Raw genomic sequence first — 18,955 nt, forward strand, 5'->3', positions numbered from 1 at the left:
TATATCAAAAGTATCAAGAGCATAGTACCATAATCACGAATTTAACACATTATATTTTTTCATATTTTCTTTATGAAAAATCATGGCAATATAAATATTATAATAAATTCGGTATACTCACAGAGCATTTTGTATATAACATCATCCGATATTACAGCAAATTTATCTCAAAACAGATCTCCCATCTATAATATTCTTATCTTAAGAGCGTACCTATAATCTTAATCTGAAAGTTATGAATTTAAGAAAACTATTAGTACTTTTTTCACATATTACCTGTAGAATCAGCAACTAGTACGCAGCACTACCATATATAAAGAAACGCTGCTGCAAGTCACCTTCTTGAGCGTTGAGAGGAATAGCATAATCAAATGATATTGTACCTAAAAACGGTAATTTTATACTTAATCCTACACCAATCCCCCCCCTTATTGCTTTAGAATTATAGTATCCATCATACGGATTAATATCATATCTAAAATAACTATTCTGCTCGGCCTCGTAACACTGTTGGGTAGCTGGATTTGTCTTACATTCCTCCACTTCCTTTTTCATTTCTGATTTGCTTGGTATTTTTCCATCTTTTTTAAAATATCCCATTTTTCGCCAAGTATCAGTCGGTATATCTATATCCCAGCAAGTACCAAAATCCATAAATCCTCTCAAATCTATATCTAATTCTTTTGCCATTTTTAGAGGGTATATTACTTCTACAGAACCAGTAAAATATTTTTTAGCTCCTAAAGAATCTGAATACAGCTTATCTCTGGGACATATACCATTTGGCTGAAAACCACGTATTTTTGGTGCACCAAGCATAAATCCGTTCGCAACACTTACTTTATTATCTCCAAATGCACTAATCATCCCACCATTTACTTTAGTATAAATGAGGAATTTTCTATCAATAACAGGTAAATAAAAGCCAGTATTCACATCATACTTTTGATAGTACCCATTACCACCTAATCCAGCAAATTCTGGAAAAATACCTAATGAATATCCATCTGGCAATTTGCCTCTATAAAAAACTTTTCTATAAGTAAGAGATGACGTGACAGCAGATACAACATATGGAGACGTCTCAGCTCTTATATAAGCTGATATATCGTTTTTCTTATTATTTATATCGTCTCCCTTGAGAATATACCCTAACCCAGCATCACAATACTTTGTAATGGGAAAAATAAACTTCGTAAATAACCCTTTCCTTACTATATCATACTGTGACTGTTGCCATTCCTTAGTATGTTGAGCATTTTCCTTTTCTGCATAATACGGCGTAGTATTATAGAAAGCTCCAAATTGCCACATTAAATCACGCTCAAGAAAGTATGGATCTGTGTAGGTGAAATCTGTAGCAAAAGACGGAGCAACATTCGCGGTGCTATTCATCATACCGGGAGCAGGGCCTGCAGCAAATCTTATATCTATTATCTTCCCAGTACCAAGAAAATTTCTCTCTACAAGCTCAATTAATCCTGAAAATTTTGATTTACCTGTAGAATCCATACCACCATAAGCTAACTGCAATTGCATCTTCGCAGTACTTTTTTCTTTCACTGTGAGCTTTAAGTCAGCCTTATCATTTTGCTGAGGGATAATACTTGCATCTATGTCATCAAATATATCAAGGGATCTGATATTAGAAACGGAGGCATTAACATATTCCATCTTAAAAGGATCACCCTCACCTATCTCCAATTCTTTTCTTACTACGAAATCCTTAGTCTTCGAATTGCCGTCTATTATAATATTATTTACATAAACATAACTACTTTCTGCAATGTTAAAACGGATATCAACCTGATTACCATCTTTAATTATTTCATAAGATACCTTACTAAAAGCGTATCCGACTTCATGCATCTTCTCCTTAAGCGCCTCTTGAAGGGCTTTTATTTTTCTAATAGAAACTGACTCTCCTTTTCTGAGATTAATTCTTTTTATCAAATCAGAAAAATCCACTTTTTTCTGAAGATTCACATTCACATTCCTTACTACATATCTCACTCCTTCATCCACCACGTAAGTAACAAGTGCTCCTTTTTTTTCTGGCAAAATAGCCACTTCAGTATTAGTGATTTCGCAATCTATGTATCCAGCATCTTCATAAAATTCCTTCACTCTCTGAGCATCAGACACTACAGTACTATGCTTCACTATATGATTATCAACCATAGCACGATACCACGTCTTTTCCTTCATCGAAATGACATCTTTCAGCCCCGCATCCGAAAATGCTTTATTTCCAATAAAATTTATAGCAACTACGGACGGAGCACTACCCTCGTGTATATAGTATATTACATTTATTCTTACATCATCGAGCATTACAAATTTCGGAGTAACTGTAGCTTCAAAATATCCTTTTTCTCTAAATACTTGTTTCAATATTTGCGAATCACTCCAACTCCTCTGGTAACTATAAGGCGTACCTGGCTTTGTTTTCATAAAATTTCGCAATGTAGAATCGCTAATATTTTTATTACCACGAAACAGTACAGAGTTCACTATTGGAACTTCCTTTACATTAATAACTATTGACTGCTCTTTTGCATCAAATTGCACCTTAACATCTTTAAAAAATCCGGTATTATATAACTTCTTAATCGAATTATTTATCAGTTGTTCTGTAACAGCTTTTCGCTTTGGTAATGCAAAATAGTGTACAACAGCACTAGAAGACAATATTTTATTACCAGTAACAATCAATTTCACGCTTTCTGTTGAAATCGCAGCATCTTCTGTTATTGCATTAGCGTCACAGCTAACAATAAGAGAAAGAAATAACAGAAGCAAAAGAGTAGATCTTTTAAAGCACTTCATCAAAATATATCAATTTACCTAGATTTCTCAGCTACCGGTAGAGGATATACATTTTTATAAAATAATCAAATCCAAGCTTTAGCTCTTAGTATTTATCACTCAGCTATTTAAGGAGTAATAACTTATCAAGTAGTTAAATAAGAAAACAATCACTCGTATTTTTCTATCTATGGAATATGAAAAACATTTTTACCAATACACCTAAATAGGATAGCAGAAACATCTGCTCAACTTCTCTTATCTAAAATTTTTCACATCACTTATAGATGCAGATATAAGAATTGCTATAATGAAAACAAAACCAATAAAAAGTAAAATCTTCTGAATATTCTGTGGTATCTTCTTCTTAAATAGCAGAAGAGCTATAAAATCTAAAAAACACATTACGATATTACCACCATCTAGCCCTGGGATTGGTAGTAAGTTAAAAACTCCGAGATTCATTGAAAGCACCGCCATAAAAAACAGCAAAGCCAAAACATTCTTCTGTAATGTAGAGTGAACTAAATTAGCTACCCCTATCGGACCTACAATTCCAACTTTATCACCTTCATTAAAAACGCTCTTTAATAGGGTTGGTATACCAAGAAATATCTGCTTACACATTATGAAAGTCTCGCTAAGACCGCTCACAATAGAGCTAAATATACTTCTTTTTGTTGTAATATGCACTCCAAGCTCAGTCAAGTTGCTCACGGTTGTGGAAAACACTAAATTATCAGTACCTCTCCTTAGTAGAATGACTAAATCTTGATTCTCTTTACCGTAAATAGAGCTAATTTCAGATATACTTCTACCATTCACTGTAAGTATTACATCACCTTTAGAAATGCCAATTTTTTCAGCCACAGATTCATGCTGAATCCCTAAGACGACTCCTTCTTCATAATAAAGCGATATGTATACCGAAGCACATACTAAAATGAGACTAGAAAGCAAAAAATTAGCCAACGGTCCGCTAACACATATAAAGGCTCTAATGAGAGGGGACTTATTTTCATAAGAATCTGGTTCACTCAAGCCTTCTTGCATCTTTACATATCCGCCTAATGGAAAAAGTGCAAGTTGCCACAATACTCCAGCAGAATCCTTATACCCAAACAACTTACGACCAAACCCAAAAGATACAACATTAACCTTAACCCCAGACATCTTAGCAGCAACAAAATGCCCTAGCTCATGCAACATCACAATAGGAAATAGAAAGAGCATCAACTCTACAAACATCCACAATCCTTCCATTTGTATTTCTTACATATTGAAATCATAGAAAAACGGTATCATACACTCGCAAGAAAATAAAGTTATTTTCAGGAAAGACCTTGATATAAAAAGCCTCTAACTTAGATTTTACTCTCTCTATTCATCAATTTTAGTACTGCATCTAACAATATACTCATCTCACGACTCTTTTAATTGATCTATGTTATGCACATAATACCACTGCAATACTTAACTTGTGCTCAATACAACACAATATGATGATAATATCGTCACCATACCATACTTTTGCACTCTAAAAAAATCTTAATTGATATTGATTACTAATATTCCATAGCACTACAGTTCCCAGATACCACAACTCGGTTGAGATTGTTCTCCTTCTGATTCAGATGACTCAGTGCCACTTGAAAAATGTTCCGATAGCGGCTCATTTTTGCAGAACTGATTTATCACATCATCGATATTACATTTCCCAACACCGGGACTTAAACCTAAATTAGCTGGAAGATTGACAAAGAGACGCTCAAACTCCGCAACAATATCAGAATGGAACAAATTTTGACTGTAGAAAAAAGAAAGAATTGAAGACATAAAGCCATCTACCTTTATAAAGCAAAAACAATCTTCAGATTTTCTGTGCATTTCATAGTTATTATCTATTAGTTCGTAATGCGACTTCTTTTGATTATCTTTCCAAGAGGTCGCATTTGAAAGAAGATACAGCGAACAATTAGACTTTATGACATCAATAGCTGGAACATAACAAAATTTCGACTCAGCCTTGTCATCACTTTTTTTCACAAGAATATTACTTCTCTCTACATCAACATTATAAAACGCAGCTACATTTTTAAGAAATATAGTATTCAAGATATTCAGACAGATAGCATTACCATTACCACATATTACTTCACTAGCAGCCAGAAAAATTCCTTTTACGAAATAGTTACCTAAAGATGAAAGGACACAAGTTGCAACTTGAATAAGAAACTCGTAAGAAGTAGAATCTTGCTTACTTTCTTCATATTTTTTAGCTATACAATGACTCACTGTATAAATACTATCAATATTGCTTACATACTCTGTTTTACCGGAAAATGTAGCATAGGCTAATACTAGCGATTTTACATTAGCACCAAAAACATCGACAGAGCTAACATAAGTCGTTCCAACTTGACCATCAGTCCAAACTCTCAAATTAGTCAAAAAAGCACCAACTGCAGCTTTTACCATAGAACCTACCGATATTGACTCATTACCCAAAAAAGGAGCATAAAAGATAACTAATCTAGCAGCTATTCCGACAATAAGTCCCTCTATCGCAGCATATGGAATTGGAATGAAAGCAGTGGTATGCAAAGTAGCTATAGTAGGTAAATTAATACCCCAATAATAACTTAAAATACCGAATTGGGCAATTTTAGTAGCGGTAGCAAAGAGAGTATTAACACTATAAATCCTGTCTTGAAATTGACGTAGCATTGTATATAAAATTTTTTATTACAGAATATGATTGATATAAAATAAAATTTATAAAATCAATTTCTTTCGTGAAGATTAATTTCACGATAATAAATTTAATAATAATTCTTCCTTTTAATAGAAATTGAAGTAAGCACTCAGTACACTCACAGCATTGTTATTCTATTAGAATGTCTCGATTCATCAGAAAAATCAGTCTCCATAAACATATTTAATATGCTTTTTGCTTCGTCAAACGTAAGAAAATCAGCCCCAAGAACTAATACGTTAGCATTATTATGCATCCTACTGGTACGAGCATATTCTTTGCTACTGCACAAAGCTGCCCTAATATTTTTATATCTATTTGCAGCAATGCTCATCCCTATACCACTACCACATATCAATATTCCCATAACTTTATCGGCATCCGATATCTGAAAAGTAACTTTTTTAGCAATTAACGGATAATCTACAATTTCTTTTTCAGCACATCCAGCATCAAAAATCTCAATACCAACATAGTGTTGTTGTGCAAATGCAAGTAACTTACGCTTCATTAGATACCCTCTATGATCTGAACCAATTACAATACGCATAAAAATTTCACACTTAATTATTTATTCATACAACATAAAATGTTGCAATAAGACTAAGTAATCATTAGAATTGATCATAGTCGTATGGAGTTTTTATATTAACTCCATCTAACACTACTTTGTTTCTCATCATGACACAGTACTTTAAATATGCATTTATTGCATCATTTTTCTCCTTCTCGATAGCTTCATCATTAGCAAATGCTGCTGATCAAACACAAGATGCTAGCAGTAATACCACTACAACAGATACCACTGTGGTAGATACTGATACTCAAAATAAGAAGAACACTAAACCTGTTCAAGCATCTACAGCAAGCACTACAAATAGCGCGAGTAGCACAAATAATTCTACTTCGAATAATACAAAGTAGCATATAATGTGCTAGAGAGCATAATAAAAACACCATTTTTACCTATGCTCTCTAGCTATTATACCCTCTATAGCTCTCATCTTCCTCCTGCTATCCATCCGGAAAAGTGTTGTTTTTTCCATTTTCGGAAAGGATATTTTTAGGAACTCCATATCGTTTCAGGCATAAATTTGTAAATACCTGAAGTTACCAATACGTATTGTTTGGAGTTCATAGTAGTTTTTTTATTTTTTAAGCAAAGCACTTATCCAACTTTCGCAAGTAAAGAGATAATTATCAGAGTATCGATACTACTATCTAATATTCTAGAAATAAAAACATCCTCCCATCACAGAAATTGCATTTTCTGTAAAATCAAAAAACATAATAATATATTATTTATAATTTAATAAAAGTAATATTATTGCAATATCAATTTGAAACACATATAATAAAGTTATATTAAAAAATAAAATATTTTAAATTATCTTTTTTCTTCATTGTTTTTTAACATTTTTTTTCTCTCGTCATGAAACATATAAAAAAACTATCAGAATGCTTATTCTTCATAGTAGCGCTACTGTTCCCAACAATAGCAATAGCAGCCGGCACAAGCTCCGGTGATGTAGACGTTGGTACTCTCGATCAAGTACTATGTAATATCTTCGAAGTTATAAACGGCCCTATAGTAACAGCCGTGATTACTGTGACCATTATCTCAACTGGAATTGGTGGATTATTTGGAAAAGTATCATGGACAACAGTTGTGGTAATATTTATAGCGGGTGCAATTATAGTAGGAGCTCCACAGATGGCAGACGTATTCACTAGCAGTAACTCACAATCATCAACTTTAACATGCACTAATAACCTTTCCTCATCAAGTTAGAGATAATATTTTAGAATGCTGCAAGAAAGTATTTAAAATACTTATATAAAATACGATCTTCTTAAAATGATAGTACTTCCCATGCATTAAAATACTTAACATGGTAAGTACTATTAAATTCGGGTATATCATTTCTAATACTGGATTTAAAAAGTAACTTATCCCACTAAAATTCATTTGAGAAAATATAAACGATACAAAAGTAGTCAAAAATAAAATGCTATAAAAATTATTTTCTGACCTCGATATCAAACATAAATACCTCGCATATATACTATTAAGAGCAACTGCAGTAGTAAGACAAGATAAGGTAATTATCACGCCGACTACTATTTTACTATAATTTGGAAGCAGATTGTTTACTACAGTGACCAATAAAAATTCTGGAGCTACATAACGTACTATATAAGCATATTTTGCCCCAAGAAATACGAGCCCTATATACACAAGTGACAATATTGTAGCACCACATAACATAGGAAAAATTGCGATTTTTATAATTTCTTTCGAACTAGCTAATGGAGGTATGCTTTCTTTAATTTGGTTAAAAATTAATGTAGAAAAGAAAAACGCTGCTAATAAATCCATAGTATGATATCCAATTACAAATCCTTGATTAAAAGCTTCTGATGGCATTTTCGGAAACACCATATCTCCTTCTTTCATCACACCTACAAATATAACGCTTATAAGTAGAAGAAATAATATAGGACTCATCCATTTACCCAATACCGAAAGAAGCCACCTCTCTTTAGTACAAAATAAAAACATTAAAATACAAAATACTGTACTAAAAACGAAGAGACTAACATCTGGAAAAGCATATTTTATAGCTCCATGAGCTACCGTTATACATCTAGGTACCACTCCTATCGAACCTAATAACGATAACGTAACTAAAGGAAGGATTTTTTTAGCTAATTCCCCACCTTCTCCAAAAAACGATTCATAACTACCCCTATGCATCTTTACTGCAAACATACCTAAAAATGGAAGTAATACTCCAGTAATAAGTAAACCAAATGCTCCGAATAACCAATCTCCTCCTGATAAAACACCTATCTGTAGTGGAAATATAATATTACCGGAACCAAAAAACATTGCAAAAATTGCAAACCCATAAAATAGCGTTAATCTCATAGAAAAACTCCCATAATAACCGGGAATAGTACATATTATATGAGCAGTAGTAAAGTTAAAATGAAGCAAAAAACTCACTTACCATATCTAGAAATATGCCTACCACCTCCTAAATGAATAATTTCCCCCGTAATCGATTTACTACCTATAAGAAAATTCAGTGCTTCTAATACTTCCTTAAGTTCGCTACCACATTCCATAGGAGAAGCTATACTAATTTCTTTAAAATGCTCTTCTGATTGCCTTTCATCTCTTATAGTAGGCCCTACCGCAATTCCATTAACTCTTACGTAAGGTGCGAAACACAAAGCAACTTCTGTAGTATAATGATGTAGTGCATGCTTTGTAATGTAGTACTCAGTTAACATATCTGATGTAGAATGTAATTCCGAGTCTAGTATATTGATCACGTGCAACTCGCGTATACTACCACTAGATATGGAGCGATCGTACATTGCTTTCGTAAATGCACATGCTGAAATATAATTCACGTTCAATACGTCAGTAAATTTTTTTTCAAAATTTTCCGTAGCACCTTTAGCACTGTATAAAATACTTACGTTATTAATTAATAAATTGATATCGCTTTTATAGAGTAACTCTGATAGGATATTTATATCTTTGTGCTTTCTGAGATCGCCGCATATTAAGCGTGTGTTGGAGTTCGACAGGTAAATGTCTAGGTTCTTCGGAGAGCTGTGGTAGTGCATCGTTACGCTCCACATATTCTTTATAAAGAAATCTACAATACTCGTACCTAATTTGCTGCTACTGCCAGTGATGCATACATGTTTCATATCATTTTTTTCTTTACTTGGCACTACTGCTCAAGTATGTATTCATGATAGTCGCAAAGCAATCACAGAGAAGCGTAAAATACAATTATAAACAACATGTCAAGCCAAAAAATAAGCTGTCAGTTTTGTGGCCGGAGCGGCAGTGTACTGAAGAAAGTAATTATAGGAAAAGAAGCTATGATATGCGGCAGTTGCGTAGAACTCTGCAATCTTATCCTTAAAGGAGATAAAGGTAATAATTATAATTCTCCCGAAGCCTTAGAATGTCCTATTCCTAAAGACATAACAGAAAAGTTAGATGTTCATATAGTTGGCCAGCAGAATGCCAAGCGTATTCTTGCCGTAGCCGTATATAATCATTTTTGTAGGATCAAAAATCATGAGACTCCTTTGCATGCTGAACAAGAAGAGAGTATAAAAAGGATACAAGAAGAGCTTAGAGAGGTTGAGATCGCTAAAAGCAACATATTGTTAATAGGACCTTCCGGATGTGGAAAAACCCTTATCGCTGAAACTTTAGCAAAAATCTTCTCACTTCCATTTGCAATAGCTGATGCCACTACATTAACGGAAACTGGTTACGTTGGAGAAGATGTGGAGAATGTGATTATGAGACTCCTGATTAATTGCGATTATAACGTAGAAGCAGCTCAAAAAGGTATAGTATACATAGATGAAATAGATAAACTTGCAAAAAAGAAACATGGTGGATCTACTGCTCGTGACATATCAGGCGAAGGGGTACAACAAGGACTATTGAAGCTAATAGAAGGTACTGTCGTCAATGTAAGTAGACATAGAGGTAGCGAGCCTATACAAGTCAATACCAAAAATATACTGTTCGTTGTTGGTGGAGCGTTTGAGGGATTAGAAAAGATTATTAGCTCTAGAGTAATAGATTCTGGAATAGGATTTTTATCAACTGGAATAAAGAATAACAGAAATCACGCTGAACTATCCGCTACCCTAAGAAAAGTAGAGCATGAAGATCTTTTAGAGTACGGTCTTATTCCGGAGTTTATAGGAAGATTGCCTGTAATTGTAACTCTCGATGCCTTAACTGAGAATGATCTCGTGTCTATATTAATCTCTCCTAGAAATGCACTAATAAAACAGTATAAAAAAGTTCTTCTTCAAAATAATATAGAGTTAGAGTTTGATCATGATGCCCTTATAGAGATAGCACGACTCAGCATAAGGAAAAAGACAGGAGCACGAGGATTGCGTTCTATTTTGGAACATTTACTAATAGAGTACATGTTTGAAGCACCACATAATCAATCTTATCGAAAAATTGTAATTACTAAGAATAATGTGTTAGACTTCTTCTCTGAATCTAGGGTGGCTAACTCTATAGCGTAAGAAATTTTTGTTAGGGGAATAATATGGAACTTTTAATTGTAGAGTCTCCGTCTAAAGCTAAGTCTATAGGTGGCTATCTAGGTAAAGGATTTAGCGTGATATCCTCATATGGACACGTGCGCTCCATACCTTCTAAATCTGGCATGATAGATTGTGATAATCAGTTTCGTCCAACTTACTCTTTATCAGAAAAAGCTTTACAGATCGTGGAACAAATCACGGAAAAGGCTAAGAAGGCTACAAACATATACTTAGCTACCGATCCAGATAGAGAAGGAGAGGCTATTGCTTGGCATATAGCAGAGATACTAAAGGAAAGAAATGTAATATCAGAAAAATCTAAGATAAGACGAATAGTTTTTTATGAGATAACAAAAAATGCAATACAAAATGCACTAAAATCTTACAGCGAGATAAGAATGCCACTTGTATACGCACAAAGAGCACGAGAAGCACTTGATTACATTATAGGATTCAATTTATCTCCAGTCTTATGGCGAAAGATACCTAGTAGTAAATCTGCAGGTCGTGTACAGTCTGTGGCGGTAAAGATGATAGCAGAAAGAGAAAATGAAATATTACTTTTTGACTCTAAAGAATATTGGTCAATTCACATTAATTTTTTACTTTCTGAATCGCAATTTTTGGAATGTAAATTACTTCAATTTAATGGAAAAGAATTGAAAAAATTGTCAATTAGCAACGAGGAGCAAGCAAATGACATCAAAAGCGCAATAATCGATCTAAATTACGCTGTGGATGATATTACTCAAACTGAAAGTAGTAATCAGCCACCACCTCCATTTACTACTTCTACAATGATGCAAGAAGCTTCAAAAAGATTTGGTTTTACGGCTCAAAAAACTGCACAAATTGCACAAAAATTGTATGAAGGAGTACAGATACACGATCAAACTACCGGACTCATTACTTATATGAGAACTGATAGCATATCAGTCTCTCCTGAAGTAATTAGCACAGTTACTACACTAATACAAAAGAAATACGGTTTAGAATATTCTCTAAAGAATCCTCGTACTTTTATAAATAAAACCAAAAATGCTCAAGAAGCTCACGAGGCAGTAAGACCAACCGATCCTCTACTTACTCCAGACTCTATAAGACAACATCTCACTGAAGAGCAATACAAGCTATATAAAATGATATGGTGTCGGCTTGTTGCAAGTCAAATGCAACCATCTAAACATAAGCATGTTACCGTTGCAGTAAATGGTACTGATAGTAACGGTAATGTTGAAGCTATTGCTTCAACATCAGCATCATGTGTGATTTTTGATGGCTTCACAAAGATATATGAGGTAATTAGCGATAAAATGGAAGAAGATATTAGTGCAATCCCATCTCTTTCAGTTGAAAATTTAGAAAAATATATCAAGAAAAATGCTAAATTGATATTTCATGATATCACTACAAAACAACATTTCACTAAACCTCCTTCCAGATACTCCGAGGCTACTTTAATAAAAGCTATGGAAGAGTTAGGTATAGGACGACCTTCTACATACCCATCAATCATAGGAATAATACAAAAAAGAAATTACGTTATGATACAAAAAAAGAGATTTTACTTAGAAGCGTTAGGAGAAATCACCAATATGTTCTTAGAAGAATATTTTCACAAATATATTGCTTATGACTTTACAGCTAAACTTGAAGACAGTTTGGATCAGATAGCAAATGATAAAGTAAATTATATTGAAATATTACAGGATTTTTGGAAAGGATTTCACACAACTGTACTACAGACAATGAAGATCGAAATTACCACCGTTATGAAATCCTTAAATGAAAAAATTAGACCGTATATAGTACATGCTTTTGGAGCAACGTCAACGAACGAAGCACTATGCCCATCTTGTAAAGATGCACTGACACTCAAATCTGGTAAAATTGGGTCGTTTCTAAGTTGCTGTAAATATCCAAACTGTACTTTTACCGTCTCATTAAATGATGTATTTCTGAAACTTCAAAATAGAGGTTCAGCGGGAGAAAAAATAGGCTCAGAAAACAAATATCCAATACTCCTGTATAATCAAGAAGAAACTGAAGTACCAGTTATGCTATATAATGGAAGATATGGTCTTTATATAGAAATATCAGGAGAAAAAAAAGAACGTTTTACAGTACCGCAATCAATGATAGAAAAAACACATGAAGGTTTATATGTAGTTTCCGCAGATAATGCAAGAAAACTCGTATCTTTACCACGTACCATTGGTATACATCCAAGCACAAATTTGGAAGTAAAAGTAGGTATAGGTAAGTATGGAGCATACATATTTCACAATAACAAGTATACTACTGCTAAAAAAGTTGATATCTTCTCATTAACCCTCGATGAGGCACTTGCTATTATAAAGTAAGTATTATCTCAGTATACATAATGTTAAATACTAAGAGTGTAATATGCCAATTATAGCTATCAAAAAAAACTTCAACACGAAAGAAGAGTTTTACTCTATCGCTGATGATATCAGAGATATAGATAAAAGCAGCATTTTGGTTGATATCACTTCTCCAAGCGATGAAGAAGTAAGAATAATAAGTAAGTTATTCTCACTATATATACCAACGGAAGAAGAAATGGAAATAAGAGAAGTAAAAACACCATTTGAAGTAAAATCATCATTTGAAGTAAAAGCTTCAGCTGATAAAAAAAGCGAAACGTATCACATGACGATTACAGCTTTACAAGGAACAAGCGAATCATTCGAAAGCTTTGCTTTGACACTTACTCTCACTAACGAGTGCCTAATATTAATCAAACATGATAATGCACCACTACTTGAAAGCTTTATAAAAAGAATGGTATTAAGAGACTTTCCAGAATCTACACTCTCACCGGAACTATTATTGCTATCCGTAATAGAATTTATTGTTGGTAATGTAGCGACCATTTTAGAAGCAGGTGGCAATGAGATCGATTTAATATTGCAGATGCTATTCGAAGATGTCGCTAAAACAAAAATTAAAGATAGATACAAGGAAGCACTGCATAAAATAGGTAGATCAGCTCAGCTAATTTCTAAAAGCAGAGAAAGTTTAATGAGCATACATCGTATGATAATATATTACTCTCAGACTAGATATATACTGCAGAAAAATAAGGAACACAGACTAAGATTCAACAAAATATCAGGAGAAATTAATTCACTAAATGAATACTCTAATTTTCTCTCGCAACGCAACTCATTTCTTTTCGATGCTGCTCTTGGTGTAATCTCAGTTGAGCAAAGTGCTATAACGAAACTTTTTACTATAGCATCAGCGGTATTCATGCCACCAACTCTAATAGCAAGTATATATGGAATGAATTTCGAATTTTTACCAGCTCTCACATGGGAATTCGGATATTGGATAGCATTTGTAATGATGCTTATCTCATCAAGCATACCATTAATATATTTCAAGAGAAAAGGATGGATATAGATGAAATTGATTTTTTTGAATGCTACATATAACATTTCTTATCTTCGATTTTTCGTAAGTATGAATAACTCTATACTATCCGTAATAAGTAGCTCTACACTTGTCGTACAGCTAGTATTCTTAACCTTACTCTTAATGTCCATATATTCTTGGTCAATAATACTACACAAGATATTTCTACTACGAAAAGTAGAAAAAAATACAAATCTTTTTGAAGATGAATTTTTTAGAGAATTACCGATTGGAGAAGTTTTAGTACACTTCTCTCATAAAAGCGAATTTATACCGCATCACTCTCTTGCCATCAAGATGATAGATGCATGTAAATATGGAGGAACCGCAAATCACTCTAAAGATTCAACACATTTCAGCAAATTAAAAGAAAATATGTCGCATATCACAAATTCCGTAATAGAGAAAAAGATAATAGCTTTAAGTAGTGGCATAGGTATGCTTGGAATAATAGGATCTCTAGCTCCTTTTGTAGGATTACTCGGTACTGTATGGGGCATTATGGATAGTTTTCAGTCTATTGCATTACAGAAGAATATAACAATCGCAACTGTAGCACCAGGTATAGCAGAAGCTTTGCTTGCAACAGCCATTGGACTTTTTGTTGCTATACCGAGCGTATTTTACAATAATAAGATGAATCTTATGATATCTGAAATCGAATCAAGAACTCGCGTTTTTTCATCAGAATTATGGGGGTTAATTATTTCGAATACTATGAATGATGAGTAAAGAAAATGGAAAGTGGAAAATTGCAAAATACGTAGCGGTAATTTTTCTCACTATCATAATACATCGTGAAAAATGCATATCTGCAACAGCAGTAGATAATGCTCCAAAATATGGAAGAGTTACTAATCTTCCAATTCCAAGATTTACTAGTATCAAATCTTCTAAAGTTCTTATGAGAGTAGGAGCAGGATATGATTATCCTGTATTTAAATCTTATTCATGTATTAATATGCCAGTACAAGTACTAGACGAATTTAAACAGTGGAGAAAAGTATTAGACTACGAAAAGAATATAGGATGGATACACGAGTCTTTATTAAGTTCCAATAAAACTGCTAAGGTAACTAGCTCTAAAGCATCATTAAGATATTTTCCTTCATACCAATTTCCAAAAATAGGTATGCTAAAAAATGGCTCTATTGTAAAAATCTTAAAACGAAAAAATGCATGGTGTAAAATAGCTATTAACGAGATAAAAGGCTGGGTAGAAGAGGATCATTTATGGGGAATCAATAAAAAATAAATTTGAAAAAGTTATTTATCAAAATTTACCACTTTCTATAAAAGGGATAAATTGAATGAAATTACTGATACTCTACTACTCTAAAGGAGCACTATTTGATACGATATCCATTTAAAGGTAATTATTACATTTATATAATTTTTTACTTAAAAGCAATTAATAGTATTAATTTTAAGTAAAAAATGATATTATATTCTTAATAAGATATTAATATCAATGATAATTATGTTACGCTTTACTCATACAAAGAACTATACATATGATCCATGTAAGTATCATTCATTATTAGAAAAAAATGCATACATTATGCATATCAACATCGAGTTATCGCAAATATATTGCTCTATTTTCACTCCTTATAATCTTATTACAAAGATTCCACATATTCTTACTACATCATTAAAAAAATTAGAAATAGAAAAAAACAATATGCTACATGATATAATATCAAACATATATCAAGCACAGTACTTTATCGATTTTCAAGAAAAACTAAAACTGATTTTATATAAAATTAAAGAATTAAACTTCTTTTACAACTATGATATCACAATGATAAATAAATCACTGGTACATTTAGGTGGTTCTATTCTTGCTGAGAAAATTGATATCACAAATAACATTCTTACTATATTCAATAACAAAACAATGCATAACGTTGCTAAAACACATCAAATATGCGCAGAAACAAAATTCTCTATCCAAACAGTAAATAACTCTTTAGTTTCAATTATTGGTTACAATTCTCAAGTAGCTTCAGTTTTAAATACATTAAGTGAGAAATTTATAATTAAAAAAGTTATATTAAATAAACATAACGCTAATCATCAACAAATATTGAATAATTCTCAAAATCTTTTAGAGCATCAAGATGAGCTAAAAAATGACATTATAGAATTCTTAAATGAGCAATCTCCAACAATGCCAGAATTTTTATACCTTACTATAGAAGAAAATTCAGAAATATAAGAATCAATGAAATATAAAATTTAATATCACAATAAAACTTTTAATTCATATCTTGCTAAAATTTTCTAGGCCTTACATGTGATGAAATCCTAATTGTATTACCGGATTTCTTTTTGCATGATTCTATAAAATGCCTCATTGTGTTATCATGAAACTCTCGAATTTTAACATCAATCTTAAAAAGTTCGCCATTTTCAGACAGCTCGATGTTAACGCATTGTGGAAACATGGAAAATGCTAATTTTACTATTTCCAGCATACTTTCAATCTCTCCAATAATTGCAATCGAAAACATTATTTTTTCAATAATATCGTTCCATTTTATCTTTACTCTCTCTTCGTCTTCTATAATTTCCATACAAGTATTCATGTGAATCTCTAACACGTTGTCTCTTCTTTTAATCCCTATAATTTCATCTAATGGAAGAGGTGCGCAACAATCAGAAAAAATAATCGTTGTCTTTTTATTGTACTCTGACTTTTTACTTTGTATTTCATCAGGTATTTTCCGTACTGAAGAAATGTTTGAAAATATCTTTTTACTTAATACGACTTTATCTAGCTTTGATACTCGAATTTTTCCACATCCTATTAAATAGTATAATTCAGCTCTAGTCATCACATGAAATGAGCCCATCAAAATATTAATAAACTCCGCTAGATACTCGATACGATGCTTTCTCAATACTCCAAGTAGTTGCCCTTTCCCTACCTCAATAATAGACATTTTTCCTTGTTTCTTGAGGTATTTTCTAATATTTCTTATCGCTTTAGTAGTTACTGCGGCATTTAGCCAATCCAATTTTACATTGATATGTTGCCCAGTAACTACCTGCACGCTATCGCCATTCGTTAATACATGATTTAATGCTACATCTACTGAATTAACAAAAACTTTAGTACATCTCAATCCAACATCAGAATGTATTGCAAATGCAAAATCCAACACTGTACTACCCTTAGGTAGGGAAATCACTTTACCTTCTGGAGAAAAGCAAGATATCGAACTAGGAGAAATACTTCGCTCTACATAATCCATTATAGTATCAGGAGAATTAGTTCTATCTAGCGCATGATCCAACTCTAAAAGCCATTGTTTAGATATACTTGAAGCAAGTTCTGAACTATTTTTATAACGCCAATGAGCTGCAATCCCATTTTCCGCTATTTTATGCATATCAAATGTCCTAATTTGAATTTCGATCGGTATTTCTAAAACATTTGCAATCGATGTATGAAGAGACTGGTAACCATTACTTTTAGGCATACTGATATAGTCTTTTATTCTACCAGGTATAGCAGTATATGTAGCATGTATAGCAAACAAGGCTAAATAGCATTCTTTTACAGTATTAGTTAAAATCCGAAAACCTAAAATATCATGAAGTTGACTAATACCTTCTATAGGTATTCCTTTTTCTTTAATTTTACATAGAACAGAGTATGGGTCTTTTTCCCTACACATTATAACAGCTTTAATATCATGTTTCTTCATCACTTCATCTAGAATATGAAGAATTCTATCTTTATCTTTCAAACATCTTCGCTTAACGGAATTTAATCTTTGAACAATTCTTCTATGCATAGCTGCATCCAACGCATCAGAAGCTAAATTAGCAAGCTCATTCTTACACCATTCTATACCTAATTTCTCCGCTAATGGTACATATATTTTAAGCGTTTCCCGCGCAATTCTTTCTATTTTTCTGCTTTTTTTGAGAGACTGGATAGTCTTCATATTATGCAATCTATCTGCAAGCTTTATAAGTAACACTATTATGTCATCTGCACCAGCTAAAAGAAATTTCTTCATACTCTGCGAATATCTAAAAGCAGCACTTAAATAAGTGTCTTTTTTTACTTTAGTTAATCCATCTACTAATTCTGCTTCTTTTTCACCAAACAAAGCTCTGAGCTCTTGGATAGTACAGCTACTATCTTCAAGCACATCGTGTAATATTGCTGCTACAACCGCTTTTGTATTTAAATTAAATTGAAGAACTATCATAGCAACTTCAATGCAATGTAAAACGTATGGTTCTCCTGAACTTCTTTTTTGCCCACTATGTAGATTCCTCGCGACATGTATAGCTCTTTCTACAGCACTTCTATCAATATTTTGAAAACGTTGCTCTATCATAGATAGCAGCTTTTCAGCTGCTTCATCAATTTGAGCTTCGCTCGAATTATCTATTTGTGACATTCTTTTTTTGTTATATTCCTATACATAAATACTAAACCAACATAATAGCGTCAGTCGATAATCAATTTAGTTACCTTATTAAAGTAGTGCTAAATAAATATTATTTAACTATTCAACGAATTTTTAACTTCATGATTCACAGAATATAAATAAAGCAAAAAATTCACAGAAATACCACTACATTATAAATACTACATTTACATTTTATCTCTCGTTCTTTTATCTTTATAGGTAAAATTTCACAGATTTTACGGAAAGCACTTGTACTATTCTTTTTTAAATAGTATTCATATTTACTAAGGTGTTTTTCTCCTTGTAGCCCGTGTGATGGAATGGTAGACATAACGGACTTAAAATCCGTGGGGAGCAATCTCTTGCCGGTTCGAGTCCGGCCACGGGTACGCCTTTTCTT

General features: G+C 32.7%; 15 protein-coding genes and 1 tRNA gene. 9 read left to right on the top strand and 7 right to left on the bottom strand.

Annotated elements, in window-relative coordinates; all coding sequences use genetic code 11:
• Nucleotides 1-291 precede the first annotated feature (291 nt).
• From bamA to rpiB, 4 genes are all read right to left on the bottom strand, one after another.
• The gene (gene bamA, locus Fokcrypt_RS02875; RefSeq protein WP_323722036.1) at nucleotides 292-2,829 is read right to left on the bottom strand and encodes an outer membrane protein assembly factor BamA; all 2,538 of its coding nucleotides are present in this window, start codon (nucleotides 2,827-2,829) and stop codon (nucleotides 292-294) included.
• Between the two features lie 237 nt (nucleotides 2,830-3,066).
• A complete protein-coding gene (locus Fokcrypt_RS02880; RefSeq protein WP_323722037.1) occupies nucleotides 3,067-4,041 on the bottom strand; it encodes a M50 family metallopeptidase in 975 nt (324 codons plus the stop codon).
• Between the two features lie 348 nt (nucleotides 4,042-4,389).
• Nucleotides 4,390-5,535, bottom strand: a complete 1,146-nt coding sequence (locus tag Fokcrypt_RS02885; RefSeq protein ID WP_323722038.1) for a hypothetical protein — start codon at nucleotides 5,533-5,535, stop codon at nucleotides 4,390-4,392.
• Between the two features lie 146 nt (nucleotides 5,536-5,681).
• On the bottom strand, nucleotides 5,682-6,113 hold the full coding sequence (gene rpiB, locus Fokcrypt_RS02890; RefSeq protein ID WP_323722039.1) for a ribose 5-phosphate isomerase B: 432 nt from the start codon (nucleotides 6,111-6,113) through the stop codon (nucleotides 5,682-5,684).
• A 131-nt stretch (nucleotides 6,114-6,244) separates the two neighbouring features.
• Here rpiB and Fokcrypt_RS02895 point away from each other — a divergent pair, with 131 nt between their 5' ends.
• Nucleotides 6,245-6,487 (top strand): hypothetical protein, encoded by a 243-nt coding sequence (locus Fokcrypt_RS02895; protein ID WP_323722040.1) that lies wholly within the window; start codon nucleotides 6,245-6,247, stop codon nucleotides 6,485-6,487.
• Between the two features lie 508 nt (nucleotides 6,488-6,995).
• Nucleotides 6,996-7,355, top strand: a complete 360-nt coding sequence (locus Fokcrypt_RS02900) for a TrbC/VirB2 family protein (protein WP_323722041.1) — start codon at nucleotides 6,996-6,998, stop codon at nucleotides 7,353-7,355.
• On the opposite strand, the gene Fokcrypt_RS02905 is transcribed toward Fokcrypt_RS02900, so the two are convergent.
• Nucleotides 7,347-8,495: a branched-chain amino acid transport system II carrier protein gene (locus Fokcrypt_RS02905; protein ID WP_323722042.1), complete on the bottom strand. Its 1,149-nt coding sequence runs from the start codon at nucleotides 8,493-8,495 to the stop codon at nucleotides 7,347-7,349. The genes Fokcrypt_RS02900 and Fokcrypt_RS02905 overlap by 9 nt on opposite strands.
• A 74-nt stretch (nucleotides 8,496-8,569) precedes the next feature.
• Nucleotides 8,570-9,316 (bottom strand): SDR family NAD(P)-dependent oxidoreductase, encoded by a 747-nt coding sequence (locus Fokcrypt_RS02910; protein WP_323722043.1) that lies wholly within the window; start codon nucleotides 9,314-9,316, stop codon nucleotides 8,570-8,572.
• A 63-nt stretch (nucleotides 9,317-9,379) separates the two neighbouring features.
• Between Fokcrypt_RS02910 and clpX the strand changes: the two genes are divergently transcribed.
• The 6 genes from clpX to Fokcrypt_RS02940 all read left to right on the top strand — a co-directional run bounded on the left by clpX (nucleotide 9,380) and on the right by Fokcrypt_RS02940 (nucleotide 16,340).
• The gene (gene clpX / locus Fokcrypt_RS02915) at nucleotides 9,380-10,654 is read left to right on the top strand and encodes an ATP-dependent Clp protease ATP-binding subunit ClpX (RefSeq protein WP_458693282.1); all 1,275 of its coding nucleotides are present in this window, start codon (nucleotides 9,380-9,382) and stop codon (nucleotides 10,652-10,654) included.
• A 23-nt stretch (nucleotides 10,655-10,677) separates the two neighbouring features.
• Nucleotides 10,678-13,038 (top strand): type I DNA topoisomerase, encoded by a 2,361-nt coding sequence (topA, locus tag Fokcrypt_RS02920; protein ID WP_323722045.1) that lies wholly within the window; start codon nucleotides 10,678-10,680, stop codon nucleotides 13,036-13,038.
• Nucleotides 13,039-13,081: 43 nt separating this feature from the next.
• Nucleotides 13,082-14,104, top strand: coding sequence for a CorA family divalent cation transporter (locus Fokcrypt_RS02925; protein WP_323722046.1), 1,023 nt, complete (start codon nucleotides 13,082-13,084; stop codon nucleotides 14,102-14,104).
• 60 nt (nucleotides 14,105-14,164) lie between these two features.
• Nucleotides 14,165-14,848, top strand: a complete 684-nt coding sequence (locus tag Fokcrypt_RS02930; RefSeq protein WP_323722047.1) for a MotA/TolQ/ExbB proton channel family protein — start codon at nucleotides 14,165-14,167, stop codon at nucleotides 14,846-14,848.
• Nucleotides 14,838-15,371: an SH3 domain-containing protein gene (locus Fokcrypt_RS02935; RefSeq protein WP_323722048.1), complete on the top strand. Its 534-nt coding sequence runs from the start codon at nucleotides 14,838-14,840 to the stop codon at nucleotides 15,369-15,371. The genes Fokcrypt_RS02930 and Fokcrypt_RS02935 overlap by 11 nt, the downstream gene beginning before the upstream one ends.
• A 225-nt stretch (nucleotides 15,372-15,596) precedes the next feature.
• Nucleotides 15,597-16,340 (top strand): hypothetical protein, encoded by a 744-nt coding sequence (locus tag Fokcrypt_RS02940; protein WP_323722049.1) that lies wholly within the window; start codon nucleotides 15,597-15,599, stop codon nucleotides 16,338-16,340.
• A gap of 55 nt (nucleotides 16,341-16,395) precedes the next feature.
• Here Fokcrypt_RS02940 and Fokcrypt_RS02945 read toward each other — a convergent pair whose 3' ends face one another.
• Complete coding sequence (locus Fokcrypt_RS02945) at nucleotides 16,396-18,543, bottom strand: RelA/SpoT family protein (protein WP_323722050.1); 2,148 nt, start codon at nucleotides 18,541-18,543, stop codon at nucleotides 16,396-16,398.
• 318 nt (nucleotides 18,544-18,861) lie between these two features.
• On the opposite strand from Fokcrypt_RS02945, the gene Fokcrypt_RS02950 reads away from it, so the two are divergent.
• A tRNA-Leu gene (locus tag Fokcrypt_RS02950) sits at nucleotides 18,862-18,944 on the top strand.
• Nucleotides 18,945-18,955 lie beyond the last annotated feature (11 nt).

The organism is Candidatus Fokinia cryptica, assembly GCF_034359305.1.
GTDB classification, from domain to species: Bacteria; Pseudomonadota; Alphaproteobacteria; order Rickettsiales; family Midichloriaceae; genus Fokinia; species Fokinia crypta.